Genomic DNA, 14,770 nt, shown 5'->3' on the forward strand with positions numbered 1-14,770 from the left:
ATTAATTATTAAGCGTATCAAGGTAGTCACTGGCCACTTGGGAGGGAGACAACCCGTTAACGGCAACATCGGCATTGAGTGTTTGAAGAGTGACCAGGTCAAGGGTGGTGAAAACGTCATTGAGCAGCGCTTCGATTTCTGGATAGGCGTCAAGTACGCTTTCACGAACCACTGGGGCAGGTTGATACACGGGTTGCACGCCCTTGGTGTCTTCCAATACCACCAGCCCCAGCGCCGTTAAGCCACCGTCCGTGCCATACGTCATGGCACCATTAACGCCGCTGGTCTGTTGGGCAGCAGCACGCATGGTAGCGGCTGTATTACCACCAGAGAGTACCAGCAGTTGATCATCACTTAACTCAAAACCGTAAGCTTTCTGGAACGCAGGCAGAGCTTGCTCAGACTCGACAAACTCAGCACTGGCGGCGAACTTGAACTCTCCCCCATCAGCCAAATAGGCGGCGAGATCTTCTAGACTCACCAGCTCATTCTCCTCGGCGAGATCTTCGCGTACGCTCATTGCCCAGGTGTTATTGGCACTGGCAGGCTGCAGCCAAATCAGGCCCTGCTGCGCATCACGCTCGCGTACGGTTTCATAAGCCTGATCTGCATTATTCCATACTGGGCTGTCGGTCATATCGAAAAAAAACGCGCCATTACCGGTGTATTCCGGGTAAAGGTCAATTTCCCCGGCTTCTAACGCGGTGCGCACGACGCTGGTGCCGCCCAGCTGCAGTCGATTTTCAGTGGCAATATCATTCCGTTCCAAGGTTTGAATAATCAGCTCACCCAGCACCGAGCCTTCTGTATCAATTTTGGACGACACCACCACGGGCTCGTTAGCGCTGACTTGGGAGAATGCCGCGAGGGAGACGACACAAGCAGCGATTAAGGGCTTAGCAATGAAAGGATTGGCTGAAAAGCGCATCTTTAAATTCCTTTTGAAGTGGGCTTATAAACGACGGAGGCTCTTATATAGTCATTATAAGAGCCTCCTGCGTTTAAGTTAGCGCATAAGCCGCCAACGAGAGATAAAGGTTTTGGCTCAAGGTGCTTCTAATACCCAAGACGTGCCTTCCCGGGAGTCCTTGAGAATAATCCCTAGGTTCGCGAGTTCATCACGGATTGCGTCCGCCTGGGCGAAATCTTTGTTTGCCTTGGCCTCGATACGCTGAGCGATTTTCGCTTCGATCTCGCTCTCACTTAGCGGCATACTCTGCTGCTGAGTGCCTTTTAAGAACGTTTGGGGCGCTTGCTGGAGAAGCCCCAAGATAGACCCAAGCTGCTTTAACTCAATCGCAAGCTTAGCCGCTTCAATCGGCTGTTCCTGCTTGGCGCGATTGACCTCCCGGGCCAGCTCAAACATCACCGCCAGAGCTTCAGGGGTATTGAAGTCATCGTCCATTACCTGGGTAAAGCGCTGACGATAAGTCGCGGCATCACCGCTTGCATCAGCATTTGAATCGCCCAGTTCAAGACCTTCCAGCGCTGTATACAGTCGCGTAAGCGATTTTCGCGCCTCAGTCAGGGAGTCGACCGAGTAATTGATGGGGCTACGGTAGTGACTGGCTACCAGCAGAAAACGCACCACTTCCGGGTCGTGCTCAGCCAATACATCGCGGATGGTGAAGAAGTTGCCCAGCGATTTGGACATCTTCTCCTGATTCACCCGCACGGCGCCAGCGTGCATCCAAGTATTGACGTAGGTTTTGCCCGTGGCCGCCTCGGATTGAGCGATCTCATTTTCATGGTGTGGGAAGGTTAAATCCGGCCCACCACCGTGAATATCGAAGGTGTCACCCAGGCAGCAGGTTGACATTGCCGAGCACTCAATGTGCCAGCCCGGACGACCGTTGCCCCAGGGTGACGGCCAGTGCGCCTCCCCTGGTTTAGCGGCTTTCCAGAGCACGAAGTCGAGCGGATCCTCTTTATGAATATCCACATCGACCCGGCTGCCTGCGCGCATATCGTCGAGCTGGCGATTATTGAGCTTGCCGTAATCGGCAAATTTGCGCACCCGGTAGTAGACATCGCCATTATCAGCCGCGTATGCAAAACCTTTTTCAATCAGTGTTTCAACCATCGCCACAATATCGTCGATATGCCCCGTGGCACGGGGTTCATGACTGGGCGGTAAAACAAACAGGCGCTGTTCGTCTTCGTGCATGGCATCGATCATGCGCTCCGTCAGCGCGGTGATACTTTCGCCATTCTCATCGGCACGCTTGAGGATCTTGTCGTCGATATCGGTAATATTGCGGATATAGTTAACGTCGTAGCCGCGCTCTCGCAGGTAGCGGGTGATAACGTCAAAGGCGACCATGACCCGAGCATGCCCAAGGTGGCAGTAGTCATACACCGTCATGCCGCAGACATACATGCTCACTTTACCCGCTTCCAGCGGGATGAACGGTTCCTTGCGACGCGTCAGCGTATTATAAATATGCATGCGGCTATCCATGTTTTTCTTAGCCCTTCTGCTTGATTTTAGCCCAGCTGTCTTTCAAGCCTACAGTACGGTTAAACACCAAATGCTCTGGCGTTGAGTCATGGCGATCTGCACAGAAGTAGCCGACGCGTTCGAACTGGTAGCGTGACTCAGGCACTGCCTCGGCAAGGCTTGGCTCACCGATCGCCTGGCAAACGACCAAAGACTCCGGGTTAAGATGCTCTAGAAAATCGACATCTTTATCCCGGTCAGGCTGCTCAACGGTAAACAGGTTGTCGTAAAGACGCACTTCCATCGGCACACCGTGGGCAGCGCTAACCCAGTGAATAACGCCCTTCACCTTACGTCCTTCGGGGTTTTTACCCAGCGTATCGAAATCCACCGAACAGTGCAGTTCGATGATCTCACCGGCGGCGTCTTTGATCACCTCGTCACAGCGAATCACGTAGCTATTGCGCAGGCGCACTTCTTTACCTGGTGCCAGGCGGAAGAACTTTTTAGGCGCGTCTTCCATAAAGTCGTCCTGATCGATATACAGCTCGCGGCTGAAGGGCACCTGACGCACCCTCATATCTTCACGGGCCGGGTGCCCAGGAACTTCGTACATCTCCTGGTGATCTTCCGGCACGTTGGTGAGCACGACTTTCAGCGGCTTTAACACACACATGGCGCGGGGAGCGTTATCTTCAAGATCGGAGCGAATGGCATGGGTCAACATGGCGATATCCACCAGACCACCGTCGGCACGGGTAACCCCTATCATTTCGCAGAATTTACGAATGGATGCAGGCGTGTAGCCCCGGCGACGCATGCCTGAAATAGTCGGCATGCGCGGGTCGTCCCAACCATCAACGATTTGCTCATCCACCAGTAGCTTCAGTTTGCGCTTGGAGGTCAGGGTGTAATCGAGATTCAGCCGCGCGAACTCAATCTGGCGCGGTTTAGAGGGTACCGGCAAATTATTCAAGAACCACTCATACAAGGGGCGGTGATCTTCGAACTCCAGCGTACAGATTGAGTGGGTAATCCCCTCAATGGCGTCCGACTGACCATGGGTAAAGTCGTAAGAGGGGTAAATTTTCCACTTGTCGCCGGTTTGGTGGTGACTGGCATGACGAATGCGATAGATAATCGGGTCACGTAAATTGATATTGGGTGACGCCATATCAATCTTGGCGCGCACCACCTTCTCGCTTTCGCCAAACTCGCCTTCACGCATACGCGCCAGCAAATCCAGGTTCTCTTCGGCGCTTCGCTCGCGGTAGGGGCTGGGTTTACCCGGCGCCGTCAGGGTGCCGCGATACTCTCGAATTTCGTCCGGTGATAGGTCATCGACATAAGCTTTGCCTTCACGCATCAAGTGCTGCGCCCAGGCGTAGAGCTGGTCAAAGTAGTCAGAGGCAAAACGCACCGGGCCTGCCCATTCAAAACCTAACCAACTGACATCCTCTTTGATCGCATCGATATAGGCCTGCTCTTCTTTAGCCGGGTTGGTGTCGTCAAAACGTAGATGACACTCACCACCCATTTGCTCCGCCAGCCCGAAATTTAGACAGATCGACTTTGCATGGCCGATATGCAGGAAGCCATTGGGCTCCGGGGGGAAGCGCGTCACGATTTTAGTGACCTGGCCGCCCTCGAGTTCGTCGCGTACTTGGTTGCGAATGAAGTTCGGCGCTGGGGTGGTCTCGTTGGTCATGATGGTGTTGATAACCTCGTGGTGGATGGCGTACTGAGCCGTGAAGACATAGGATACCCCTATAGCCCTTCGCGGTGCAGGGCAAAACCGCTATTATAACGTGACGCCGATGCACAGCGCCAAGGCGAACGCCTTTATTGAACAGGAATTTATCTATGATCGTATTACAGACGAACCATGGTGACATCACCATCGCTCTTAACCACGAAAAAGCGCCGATTAGCGCGGCGAATTTTGAGCAGTATGTGCGCGACGGCTTTTATGACGGCACCCTGTTCCACCGGGTAATTGACGGTTTTATGGTACAAGGGGGCGGTTTCGATAAAGAGTTTAATCAAAAGCCCACACGCGACCCTATCGACAACGAAGCCGATAACGGCTTGAAAAACACCATTGGCACCCTGGCCATGGCACGCACTCAGGATCCGCACTCCGCGACTGCCCAGTTCTTTATCAATGTGGGCGACAATAGCTTTTTGGATCACAGCGGTAAAAGTCTGCAAGGCTGGGGCTATGCAGTCTTTGGCGAAGTCGTTGAGGGCATGGATGTGGTCAACGAGATTAAAAACGTAGCGACCACCCGCCGCGGCATGCATGCCGACGTGCCCGCGGAAGATGTCATTATCGAGCGTGCGTACGTCAAAGACGCTGAATAACACTGGGAGCCTTATGCGCACACTGCTTGTTGCCGATCTCCATCTGAGCAGCGACACCCCCGAGATCAATCAGGGGTTTTACCGCTACTTAGAGCACACCGCTCCAGGCGCCGACGCACTGTATATTCTCGGTGATCTTTTCGATGCCTGGATTGGCGATGATCTTCTTGACGCCAATACGCATCCGCTTAGCATCGTTGCTCATGACGTGATTCGCCATTTGCGAAAACTTAGCAGCAACGGTACGGCGGTGTACCTAATGCACGGCAACCGCGACTTTCTGCTGGGCGAACGCTTTATAAACGCCTGCCAGGCATTTCTACTACCGGATGTTGAGGAGGTGGAAATCCAAGGAGTGCCCGTTCTGCTGCTCCATGGCGATAGTTTGTGCACCCAGGATGAAGCCTATATGGCTTTTCGCAAGCAGTCGCGCGATCCAGAGTGGCAGGCACAGATGCTGGCACTCCCTTTGGAGCAGCGTGTAGCACTTGCCCAGAGCTTGCGTACGCAGTCCGGCGAAGCCAATGCGAACAAAGCTGAAGCCATTATGGATGTGACACACCATGAAGTCATTGCGCTGATGGAGCGCCATGGATTGACCACCATGATTCACGGTCACACCCACCGCCCCAAAGTGCACGACTTAACGGTTGAAGACGTCCCGGCCAAGCGCTACGTACTCGGCGATTGGGATGCCCAGCACGGCTGGGATATTCTCATAGAGCGTGCCGACCATACTGCGCCTCGACTGCGTCAGTTTTCTTTAACGGCACCACCTGATTTCTAAACACCATTTATAGGTATAAAAAAGCCGATCTCACGATCGGCTTTTTACTCTTGCTGTTCAAATCGGGTTTAAGCGACCCTACCGCTCTATGTCGGCATCGCTACGCAGGTCATCAATTAACCCTTGCAGCACCGACTGGGCACGTAACTGCTCAGCCATTTGGGCAACAAACGCCTCCATCTGCTCATCGATCTCACCTACGCTTACGCTATCCAACGCTACTATCGCCACTCCTTGGGGCAGTTCAACCGTGCGATAGACGCTTTCGCCCTCTTCTGGGCGCGCCATGCGGAAGGCCTCCTGAACAATCAACTGAGGCACAGTGGTATCAGCTTGGCGGCTTACGTTATTGGCTTCGAGCCAATCAACATCCATTTGCTGATCTTCTCGCAGATTGGCGACCAGTGCCTGGGCCTCTTCACGTAGTGCTTGCTGCTGCTTCTCTGCGGCCACGGACGTTTCAACATCCTCGCGCACTTCCTCAAGCGGTAGCAGGGTCGCGTCGCGCTGCTCGGCAATACGCAGAACCAGGCGACGATCCTGATCCAGCTCAATCACTTCGCTGTTGTAGCCCTCTTCATATACGTCGTTACTAAAGGCTGCCGACATTACGCCTGGCTCAGATAGCACACCTTCAGCCTCATCATCACGTGCCAGCCAATCACTCTCCTGTAGGCTCAGGTTGAGCTCATCGGCAACACTTTGTAGGTCATCGGCGGCAAAGCTCTCATCGATTAGTTGCTGAACCCGCTGATTAAAATCATCATCTACTTCACGTAGCGCGACTTCTCGTGCCAACTCGTTGCGCTGCTCTTCAAAGGAGGGCCCCTGAATATCCGTCACTTGGATGATATGGAAAGCGTTATCCAGCTCAACCGGCTGGGAAACATCGCCTTCTTCAAGGCCAAAGGCGGCTTCATCAAAGCTGTCGCCAAAGAAGCCACGGCTAATTACCCCAAGATCACCACCCTCTTCTGCACTGGCGGTATCATCAGAGTAGCGTAAAGCTGTATCGGCAAACGACTCACCGTTGTCCAGCGCTTCTCGGGCGGTCTCAGCCAACTGCTGCGCTTCATCCCGGGTGCGCTCATTGCCAAAGGTAATCATAATGTGAGATACGCGGCGATCAGCATCACGGTTTTGCTCACGCCATGCGTCCCGCAGCACCTCTTCGTCTACGTCACGCCCCTCCGCCATGGTTTGCCGATCAATTAGCACGTACTCAAGGCGTACCTGTTCGGGGCGTTCATAGCGCTCTTGATTGGCATCGTAATACGCTTGGAGATCATCATCGCTAACATCGATATCGGCGTCCAGATCATCACCTTCCAGCACCACGTAGCGGAAACTGCGCTGCTGGCGCTGTAATTCGGCCAAGCGCTCTTGCTCGTTCGGCAGGCTGAAATCGCTGAAGGCTAAACCTTGCTGTAAATGCTGACGCTGTATGTCGACACGTAGCTCTTCCCGGAAGGAGACCGGTGTATAGCCAGCGCCGGCGAGACGGTTACGGAACACGTCCGCAGAGAAGCGTCCATCCTGATCATGAAATTCCGGCAGGCTAACAATCAATTGATCTAGTTGCTGTTCAGAAACGGCAAAGCCACCCTCTTCAGCGTATTGGGATAACAACTGCTGGGTGATGAGTTGGTCAAGCATATCGTTGCGCAAGGCGCGCTCTTGTTCTGGCGGCACTTGGCCTGAACGCAGCGCGCGCTGAACTTCAAGCTCAACCTGCTGGCGCATTATCGGCTGACCGTTGACGCTCGCTACTTCGTTCGGATCGCTGCCAAAAAGCCCAAACAGTGACTCAATCCCGAAAAGGGCCATGGCCGCAACCATAACACCGATAATAATTTTGGCACCCCAGCTCCTGGAGCCATCTCGAATACTTTGCAGCATGCTAGCCTCAGATAGTCACAGCCAAACAGATCGGCCCGCTTAACTCAAATGAACAGTGGGCCAGAAAATAACATGGGCGCATCGCCAGTGCGATGCGCCCATAAGGTTACAGCAAACGCGGTCAAATTAGTTGACGGCGTCTTTCAGCGCTTTACCTGCTTTGAAGCTGGGTACTTTGGCAGCACTGATCTGGATTGGTTGACCCGTTTGTGGGTTACGGCCAGTTCGAGCTGCACGCTCTTTGATCGCGAAGGTACCAAAACCTACCAGTGATACGCTTTCGCCCTTCTTAAGGCTATCGGTGACAGACTCCACCATGGCATCCAATGCGCGGGTTGCCGCTGCTTTGGGAATATCTGCAGACGCGGCAATGGCTTCAATCAGCTCGGACTTATTCACTCTTCACCCCTTGACTGTTTCAAAAAAATGGCTCTGAACGGCATGGTCACCGATGGATACGACGATCAAAGCATAGCTGCGTTTTATAGCAATGCCTTGAAACATCTGTCAAGCAACCATGCCGCGAGATACCCGCCACACAAGCAGCGGGCACATATTAAGTATAATTAAAGACCTGCAAGGACTTTAACTGCTTAATGAGTGCTAGCAACGGCGTTATTACTAAACGATGCTTCGGTACTTTTCAATGGCGCACCGTCCTCTACCTTATCAGCTAGCGCTACGGCTAAGACATCATCTATCCAGCGTACCGGACGAATATCCAATGCACCTTTGATATTGTCAGGTACTTCCTTGAGATCACGACGGTTTTCTTCAGGAATTAGCACTGTCTTTATACCACCGCGGCGGGCTGCCAGCAATTTCTCCTTCAGTCCGCCTATCGGCAATACTTCACCGCGTAGATTGACTTCACCGGTCATAGCCACGTCACAACGCACAGCTCGCTGGGTATAAGCGGAGACGATCGCCGTTACCATAGCGATACCCGCGCTGGGCCCATCTTTCGGCGTTGCCCCTTCGGGAACGTGAATATGCAGATCCTCTTTTTCGAACCGCTCAGGATCAATGCCGTACGCTTCGGCCCTGGCGCGCACCACCGTATGGGCAGCACTCACCGACTCTTTCATCACATCGCCCAGTGAACCAGTCTTGTTAATTCGCCCTTTACCTGGCGTCACTACGGACTCTATGTTGAGTAACTCGCCACCCACCGATGTCCAGGCAAGGCCTGTCACTCGGCCGATCTGGTCGTCCTGCTCTGCCAAACCGTAACTATAGCGACGTACGCCCGCGTAGTGCTCGATTTGCTCTGCCGTTAAGCTCTGACCCGCTTGCTTAGCTTTCGGGTCACGCTCTGCCTCAAGCCTTTCACGCAGCACCTTGCGCGACACTTTGGCAATCTGCCGCTCCAGCTCACGCACACCCGCTTCGCGGGTATAGTAGCGAATAAGCTCTAAAAGCGCGCTGTCTTCGAGCGTTAACTCATCGCCTTTTAAACCGTTCGCGGCTAGCTGCTTAGGCAATAAGTAGCGCTTAGCGATCGCCAGCTTCTCATCTTCGGTGTAACCCGGCAGACGAATAATCTCCATACGGTCAAGCAAGGCGCTGGGGATGTTCATCGAGTTAGCGGTACAGATGAACAGTGTCTCGGAGAGATCGTAGTCAAGCTCAAGGTAGTGATCGCTGAAGCTGTTGTTCTGCTCGGGATCGAGCACTTCGAGCAGTGCAGACGCCGGGTCACCGCGGTGATCCATGCCTAGCTTGTCGACCTCATCCAGCAGGAACAACGGATTTTTAACCCCCGCTCGACTCATGCGCTGCATCAATTTACCTGGCAACGAGCCAATATAGGTGCGCCGATGACCACGAATTTCCGACTCATCGCGAACACCACCCAGCGCCAAACGCACATATTTACGATTGGTGGCACGGGCGATGGATTGGCCAAGCGACGTTTTGCCCACCCCAGGCGGCCCCACCAGGCACAGCACAGGGCCCTTCATCTTGCGTACGCGCTTCTGCACAGCAAGATATTCCAAGATGCGCGCTTTAACCTCTTCCAAGCCGTAGTGATCCTCATCCAGCACCTGTTGCGCCTTGACGAGATCATGTTTTACCCGGGTACGTTTTTTCCATGGAACCGCGATTAACCAATCCAGATAAGAGCGCACCACGGTGGCTTCGGCGGAGTTCGAGGCCATCATTTTGAGCTTATTGAGCTCTTGGGTGGCTTTCTCAGACGCCTCCTTCGGCATACCAGACTCTTGGATCGCCAGCTCGTACTTCTCGGCCTCGTTGGGCACATTATCCAGCTCACCCATCTCTTTCTGGATGGCTTTCATCTGCTCGTTGAGGTAGTACTCGCGCTGGGTCTTCTCCATCTGCTCTTTGACACGAGAGCGGATGCGCTTCTCTACCTGAAGCAGGTCGATTTCAGATTCGATCAGCGCCATCAGGTGTTCAATACGATCACGCACCCGATCCATCTCAAGTAGCTCTTGCTTGTCGCCAATTTTAAGCGACAGGTGGGCACAAATAGTGTCCACCAAGCGGCTTGGATCCTCTATCCCCGACAGTGAATTAAGCACTTCGTTGGGGACTTTTTTGGAGAGCTTTACGTACTGCTCGAACTGATTGAGCAGCACGCGAACCAGCGCTTCTTGCTCACGGCTGGTCAGCGGCTCACTCTCACGAGGCGTTAAGTGCGCTTGGGTGTAGCCTGCTGCATTCTCTTCGACACTCAGTACATCCGCTCGAAAATTACCCTCAATGAGCACTTTAACCGTACCATCGGGCAACTTGAGCAGCTGCATGATATCGGCCACGGTGCCCATCGCGTAAAGATCCGCGTTGTCAGGCTCATCTTGAGACGCTTCACGCTGAGCCACTAGTAGCACACGCTTATCAGCCTCCATCGCCGCTTCGAGCGCCTGGATAGACTTTTCACGACCTACAAAAAGGGGGATGACCATTTGCGGATAAACAACCACATCGCGCAATGGTAACAGGGGTAGACATTGTGTCTGTTCGGCGTTCTGCTGCATCGCAGACGTTCCTCGACAAATCGGATGAGTACTTAAAGGAGTACTTGGAAAAGTACTGCACACTTTTCAACATGCTATCGCTTAAGACGTTAGCACTGAATAGGCTAGGCAGTAACACTTCACGAATTAGGCTTTATAGCGCTCTATAACAGCAAGGGGTCGCCTAGGCGACCCCTTGGTTTAGCGCAAGCGGGTTGAAGCTGGGCCGCAATACTCGACTAACCACTAACCATCAGTGCCGTCGACACGCGCTTCTTCCTGCTGAGAGTAGATCAACAACGGCTCACTCTCACCGGCAATCACCGAGGCATCGATGACGACTTTGCTGACGCCTTCAAGCGACGGAATTTCATACATGGTATCCAGCAACACTGACTCTAAAATAGAGCGCAGCCCGCGAGCACCTGTCTTCCGCTCCATGGCTTTTTCAGCCACAGCACGTAACGCTTCATCTCTAAACTCAAGCGTTACATCTTCCATTTCAAACAATTTTGCATACTGCTTGACCAGCGAGTTCTTGGGCTCTGTCAGGATCTGCACCAGGGCATCTTCGGTGAGCTCCATTAGCGTCGCGATAATCGGCAAACGCCCCACAAACTCTGGAATCAAACCAAATTTAACCAGGTCATCAGGCTCGACATCAGCCAGCAGCTCACCCACCCCACGGGAGGACTCCTTGCTTTTCACCGCTGCATTGAAACCGATACCGCCCTTTTCAGCGCGGTCACGGATAACTTTATCCAGCCCCGCAAAAGCACCGCCGACGATAAACAGAATATTACCCGTATTAACCTGGACAAATTCCTGCTGGGGGTGTTTGCGTCCGCCTTGAGGCGGCACCGATGCTGTCGTTCCTTCAATTAGCTTCAGCAATGCCTGCTGAACACCTTCACCCGACACATCGCGAGTGATCGAAGGGTTATCCGATTTGCGTGAAATCTTGTCGATTTCATCGATATAAACAATGCCGCGCTCAGCTTTCTCGACGTCGTAATCGCACTTCTGCAACAGCTTTTGGATGATGTTTTCGACATCTTCACCGACATAGCCGGCTTCCGTCAGCGTGGTTGCATCCGCAATGGTAAAAGGTACATTCAGTAGCCGTGCCATGGTTTCCGCAAGCAGCGTTTTACCGCTACCGGTGGGGCCAATCAGCAGAATGTTTGATTTACCTAGCTCTACATCGCCGTCGCGCACATCGGTTTTCAGACGCTTGTAGTGGTTATACACCGCTACGGAAAGCACCATTTTGGCGCGATCCTGTCCGATGACGTAGTCATCAAGCGTATGACGTATTTCACGAGGCGTAGGTAAACGCTCCTCATCGCTCTCGGCATCGGCTTCGAGAACTTCCTCGCGAATGATGTCATTACACAAGTCGACACACTCATCGCAGATATAGACGGATGGGCCCGCAATCAGCTTACGCACTTCGTTTTGGTTTTTACCGCAAAACGAGCAGTAGAGCAGTTTGCCACCTTCGTCTTTGCCTTTGCCGTCGGCCATTCGTATACCTCTGTCACTGCGGCGGCCTTCGCCGCCGAAAAAGCTCGTTAGAAAAGCAGAATCCTATCACGCTATCAGGATGTAGGCCGCTTATCCAGCACTGCATCAATCAAACCATACTCTTTGGCTTTATTGGCGCTCATGAAATTATCCCGATCAGTATCTCGCGAGACCGTTTCAATATCCTGCCCTGTGTGATGAGCAAGGATTTGGTTCAGCTTTTCGCGAATACCGAGAATTTCACGGGTATGAATTTCAATATCAGACGCTTGGCCTTGGTAACCACCCAGCGGCTGGTGAATCATTACACGGGAGTTGGGTAGGCAGTAACGCTTGCCAGCAGCACCCGCTGTTAATAGCAGCGCCCCCATACTGGCCGCCTGGCCAATACATACCGTAGAGACATCTGGCTTCACAAACTGCATAGTGTCGTAAATCGACATACCCGCGGTAACAGAGCCACCTGGCGAGTTGATATACAGGTGAATATCTTTATCAGGATTTTCTGATTCCAGGAACAGCAGCTGGGCGACAACCAGATTAGCCATGTAGTCTTCTACAGGGCCTACCAAAAAGATCACGCGCTCTTTTAACAGGCGTGAGTAAATGTCGTAGGCTCTTTCCCCTTTGGCGCTCTGCTCAACCACCATGGGTACTAGACCGCCGGCGTTTTGAATATCAAACTCACTCATTCAGGTGATTCCTTGCGTCCGGGAAGGGAAAGGCGCACCGACATACAGGTGCGCCACGCTCCAGGGTGTTAGGCGCTCGCTTGCTCGCCCTCTTCGGCACCCTCATCTTGCTCTGCCTGCTGTTGCGCAGCGGCAAGGGCTTGTTGGTAAGACATTTCAACGTCTTTAATGTTCGTTTGCTCAAGCAGCTTAGCCACCGCTTTCTCTTCGAGAATGGCAGATTTAACCTGGGTTTTCAGCTCTTCATTACCCATGTAGTAGCTAACCACTTCATCAGGATCCTGGTACTGCTCAGCCAGCTCAGTTACTTTGGCTTTGATAGCCTCATCGTCAGCATCAAGCTCGTTAGCCTTGATCACTTCAGCCAACAGCAAACCGACCTGAACGCGGCCTTTGGCCTGCTCTTCGAACAGCTCATTGGGGAGCTGACTGACATCAAAATCTTCGCCCAGGCCAAATTGCTGAGCCGCCTGACGCTTCATGCCATCAGTCTCTTGCTGAACCAGCGAACTGGGCACAGGAATCTCGTTAACCTTTTTCAGCGCATCGAGTACTTGCTGCTTAACCCGGTTATCGACAGCTTGAGACGCTTCACGGGTCATGTTCTTCTTGATTTCAGCGCGGAATTTCTCCTGATCGCCACCTTCAACGCCAAAACGTTCGATAAACTCAGCGTCAACTTCGGGCAGTTTCTGACTGCTGACCTTGTGCACTGTTACCTTGAAGGTGGCTTCTTTGCCGGCCAAATGTTCTGCCTGGTAATCCTCAGGGAAAGTGACGTTTAGAGTCTTCTCTTCGCCTGCTTTGGCGCCAATCAGCTGCGCTTCAAAGCCAGGAATAAAGCTATTGGAGCCGATGACCAGCGTGTGGCCTTCGGCGCTACCGCCTTCAAACGGCTCATCACCGATGTAACCCTGGAAGTCGATAGTGACTTGATCGCCGTCAGCAGCCGCAGCATCCACTTCTTCCCAGGCCGCATTTTGCTTACGCAGCGTATCGATCATCTCATCGACATCCGCATCGCTAACCGAAACCACCGGGCGCTCAATCTCAGTACCTTCGATAGAGGTCAGCTCAACCTGCGGATAGACTTCCATAACCGCAACAAACTCTAGATCTTTGCCCGACTCATTGACCGACGGTTCAATTTTCGGGAAGCCAGCTGGGTTCAAGCCCTCTTCAGTAATAGCGCGCACATAACGCTCACGCATTACTTCGCTGACCACCTCATTACGAACGTCTTGGCCGTAGCGCTGCTGAACTACTGCCATTGGCACCCGGCCCTGGCGAAAACCATTCAAGCGAACGTTCTTCGCGGTGTCTTTCAAGCGAGCACTAACGGCCCCGTCAATTTCGGCAGCCGGCACTTGAATGGTAATGCGGCGTTCGATCTGGGAGGTCGTCTCGACAGAAACTTGCATGAATTGTCCTCTAACGGCTGGGCGTTGTGTTGATTGCATGTAATTGTGCTGATCGCATCTAAAAAGATCAAAGGGGTAATTTTAAGAACCCCAACGCATAGTGGCAAGCGCCATGCTCGCAACATGGGGGCAGTGATTTTAAAAACAAGGGAATATGCGAGCAATTAACCGCTTTATGGCGTTTATGGGTTAATTTTCAGCCCCACGCTGCGTCATTTTTACCATTCTACTGCTTTGTACGCTTTGCAGCGACTTTTTCAGTCGCTGCAGAAAAAACGCTAGCTAGCTTGACGCTCACCTGACCACCATAGGCTTAGCGCATGCAGCAGCACCCCAAGAGTGGCGCCATGGGAGATCAGCACCTGCCAGCTAATCCACTGCGTAAATAGCGCATGCCATCCCCCCATCAAGATCATTCCCAGCAACAGCATCATGACTAGCCGTTTGCACAGCTTCGGCAGGCGGCGACGCGCCTCAACCGCCAGTAAGCGCCACTGCACAACGGCCGCCAAGGAGACCACTACAAAGGCGAAGATAATCAGCGTCTGGCGGGTTTCATGCCCGCCCGCCATGTAGCGAGGCAGGGTTGCCAGCATAACGATACATAAGCCCAGCGCGACGCTAATGCGCTCAGGCGAGGTAGGCGCCCGCTGCAT

The 14,770-nt window shown here is 53.1% G+C and carries 12 protein-coding genes; 2 read left to right on the forward strand and 10 right to left on the reverse strand.

Features of this window, described 5'->3' with window-relative positions; all coding sequences use genetic code 11:
* Position 1 precedes the first annotated feature (1 nt).
* The 3 genes from ACFIOZ_RS11485 to ACFIOZ_RS11495 all read right to left on the reverse strand — a co-directional run bounded on the left by ACFIOZ_RS11485 (position 2) and on the right by ACFIOZ_RS11495 (position 4,148).
* On the reverse strand, positions 2–928 hold the full coding sequence (locus ACFIOZ_RS11485; protein WP_386077659.1) for an ABC transporter substrate-binding protein: 927 nt from the start codon (positions 926–928) through the stop codon (positions 2–4).
* A 117-nt stretch (positions 929–1,045) separates the two neighbouring features.
* Positions 1,046–2,449, reverse strand: coding sequence for a cysteine--tRNA ligase (cysS, locus tag ACFIOZ_RS11490; RefSeq protein WP_386077661.1), 1,404 nt, complete (start codon positions 2,447–2,449; stop codon positions 1,046–1,048).
* A 19-nt stretch (positions 2,450–2,468) separates the two neighbouring features.
* Positions 2,469–4,148 carry a glutamine--tRNA ligase/YqeY domain fusion protein gene (locus ACFIOZ_RS11495; RefSeq protein WP_386077664.1) on the reverse strand — a complete coding sequence of 560 codons (1,680 nt, stop codon included), beginning with the start codon at positions 4,146–4,148 and terminating at the stop codon, positions 2,469–2,471.
* 155 nt (positions 4,149–4,303) lie between these two features.
* On the opposite strand from ACFIOZ_RS11495, the gene ACFIOZ_RS11500 reads away from it, so the two are divergent.
* Positions 4,304–4,804, forward strand: a complete 501-nt coding sequence (locus ACFIOZ_RS11500; protein WP_386077667.1) for a peptidylprolyl isomerase — start codon at positions 4,304–4,306, stop codon at positions 4,802–4,804.
* A 13-nt stretch (positions 4,805–4,817) separates the two neighbouring features.
* Positions 4,818–5,591: a UDP-2,3-diacylglucosamine diphosphatase gene (locus ACFIOZ_RS11505; protein WP_386077669.1), complete on the forward strand. Its 774-nt coding sequence runs from the start codon at positions 4,818–4,820 to the stop codon at positions 5,589–5,591.
* A gap of 78 nt (positions 5,592–5,669) precedes the next feature.
* On the opposite strand, the gene ACFIOZ_RS11510 is transcribed toward ACFIOZ_RS11505, so the two are convergent.
* The 7 genes from ACFIOZ_RS11510 to ACFIOZ_RS11540 form a co-directional block, all read right to left on the reverse strand.
* Positions 5,670–7,490 carry a SurA N-terminal domain-containing protein gene (locus ACFIOZ_RS11510; protein ID WP_386077672.1) on the reverse strand — a complete coding sequence of 607 codons (1,821 nt, stop codon included), beginning with the start codon at positions 7,488–7,490 and terminating at the stop codon, positions 5,670–5,672.
* A 126-nt stretch (positions 7,491–7,616) separates the two neighbouring features.
* Entirely contained in the window at positions 7,617–7,889 is a 273-nt protein-coding gene (locus tag ACFIOZ_RS11515; RefSeq protein WP_007114333.1) for an HU family DNA-binding protein, read from the reverse strand.
* Between the two features lie 194 nt (positions 7,890–8,083).
* Entirely contained in the window at positions 8,084–10,495 is a 2,412-nt protein-coding gene (gene lon, locus ACFIOZ_RS11520; RefSeq protein WP_386077675.1) for an endopeptidase La, read from the reverse strand.
* Positions 10,496–10,720: 225 nt separating this feature from the next.
* Complete coding sequence (gene clpX / locus ACFIOZ_RS11525) at positions 10,721–12,001, reverse strand: ATP-dependent Clp protease ATP-binding subunit ClpX (protein WP_088700268.1); 1,281 nt, start codon at positions 11,999–12,001, stop codon at positions 10,721–10,723.
* Between the two features lie 74 nt (positions 12,002–12,075).
* Positions 12,076–12,693: an ATP-dependent Clp endopeptidase proteolytic subunit ClpP gene (gene clpP / locus ACFIOZ_RS11530; protein WP_113270706.1), complete on the reverse strand. Its 618-nt coding sequence runs from the start codon at positions 12,691–12,693 to the stop codon at positions 12,076–12,078.
* A gap of 68 nt (positions 12,694–12,761) precedes the next feature.
* Complete coding sequence (gene tig / locus ACFIOZ_RS11535) at positions 12,762–14,114, reverse strand: trigger factor (protein WP_386077678.1); 1,353 nt, start codon at positions 14,112–14,114, stop codon at positions 12,762–12,764.
* Positions 14,115–14,392: 278 nt separating this feature from the next.
* Positions 14,393–14,770 carry a hypothetical protein gene (locus ACFIOZ_RS11540; RefSeq protein WP_386077681.1) on the reverse strand — a complete coding sequence of 126 codons (378 nt, stop codon included), beginning with the start codon at positions 14,768–14,770 and terminating at the stop codon, positions 14,393–14,395.

This window comes from Vreelandella sp. F11 (assembly GCF_042466685.1).
Classification (GTDB): domain Bacteria; phylum Pseudomonadota; class Gammaproteobacteria; order Pseudomonadales; family Halomonadaceae; genus Vreelandella.

Excerpts from the sequence above, each read along its gene's own strand:
- ACFIOZ_RS11540 (WP_386077681.1), bottom strand. The coding sequence starts at position 14,770 with ATGCAGCGGGCGCCTACCTCGCCTGAGCGCATTAGCGTCGCGCTGGGC.
- clpP (WP_113270706.1), bottom strand. The coding sequence starts at position 12,693 with ATGAGTGAGTTTGATATTCAAAACGCCGGCGGTCTAGTACCCATGGTG.
- cysS (WP_386077661.1), bottom strand. The coding sequence starts at position 2,449 with ATGCATATTTATAATACGCTGACGCGTCGCAAGGAACCGTTCATCCCG.
- ACFIOZ_RS11505 (WP_386077669.1), top strand. The coding sequence starts at position 4,818 with ATGCGCACACTGCTTGTTGCCGATCTCCATCTGAGCAGCGACACCCCC.
- lon (WP_386077675.1), bottom strand. The coding sequence starts at position 10,495 with ATGCAGCAGAACGCCGAACAGACACAATGTCTACCCCTGTTACCATTG.
- tig (WP_386077678.1), bottom strand. The coding sequence starts at position 14,114 with ATGCAAGTTTCTGTCGAGACGACCTCCCAGATCGAACGCCGCATTACC.
- ACFIOZ_RS11500 (WP_386077667.1), top strand. The coding sequence starts at position 4,304 with ATGATCGTATTACAGACGAACCATGGTGACATCACCATCGCTCTTAAC.
- ACFIOZ_RS11495 (WP_386077664.1), bottom strand. The coding sequence starts at position 4,148 with ATGACCAACGAGACCACCCCAGCGCCGAACTTCATTCGCAACCAAGTA.
- ACFIOZ_RS11485 (WP_386077659.1), bottom strand. The coding sequence starts at position 928 with ATGCGCTTTTCAGCCAATCCTTTCATTGCTAAGCCCTTAATCGCTGCT.
- ACFIOZ_RS11510 (WP_386077672.1), bottom strand. The coding sequence starts at position 7,490 with ATGCTGCAAAGTATTCGAGATGGCTCCAGGAGCTGGGGTGCCAAAATT.
- clpX (WP_088700268.1), bottom strand. The coding sequence starts at position 12,001 with ATGGCCGACGGCAAAGGCAAAGACGAAGGTGGCAAACTGCTCTACTGC.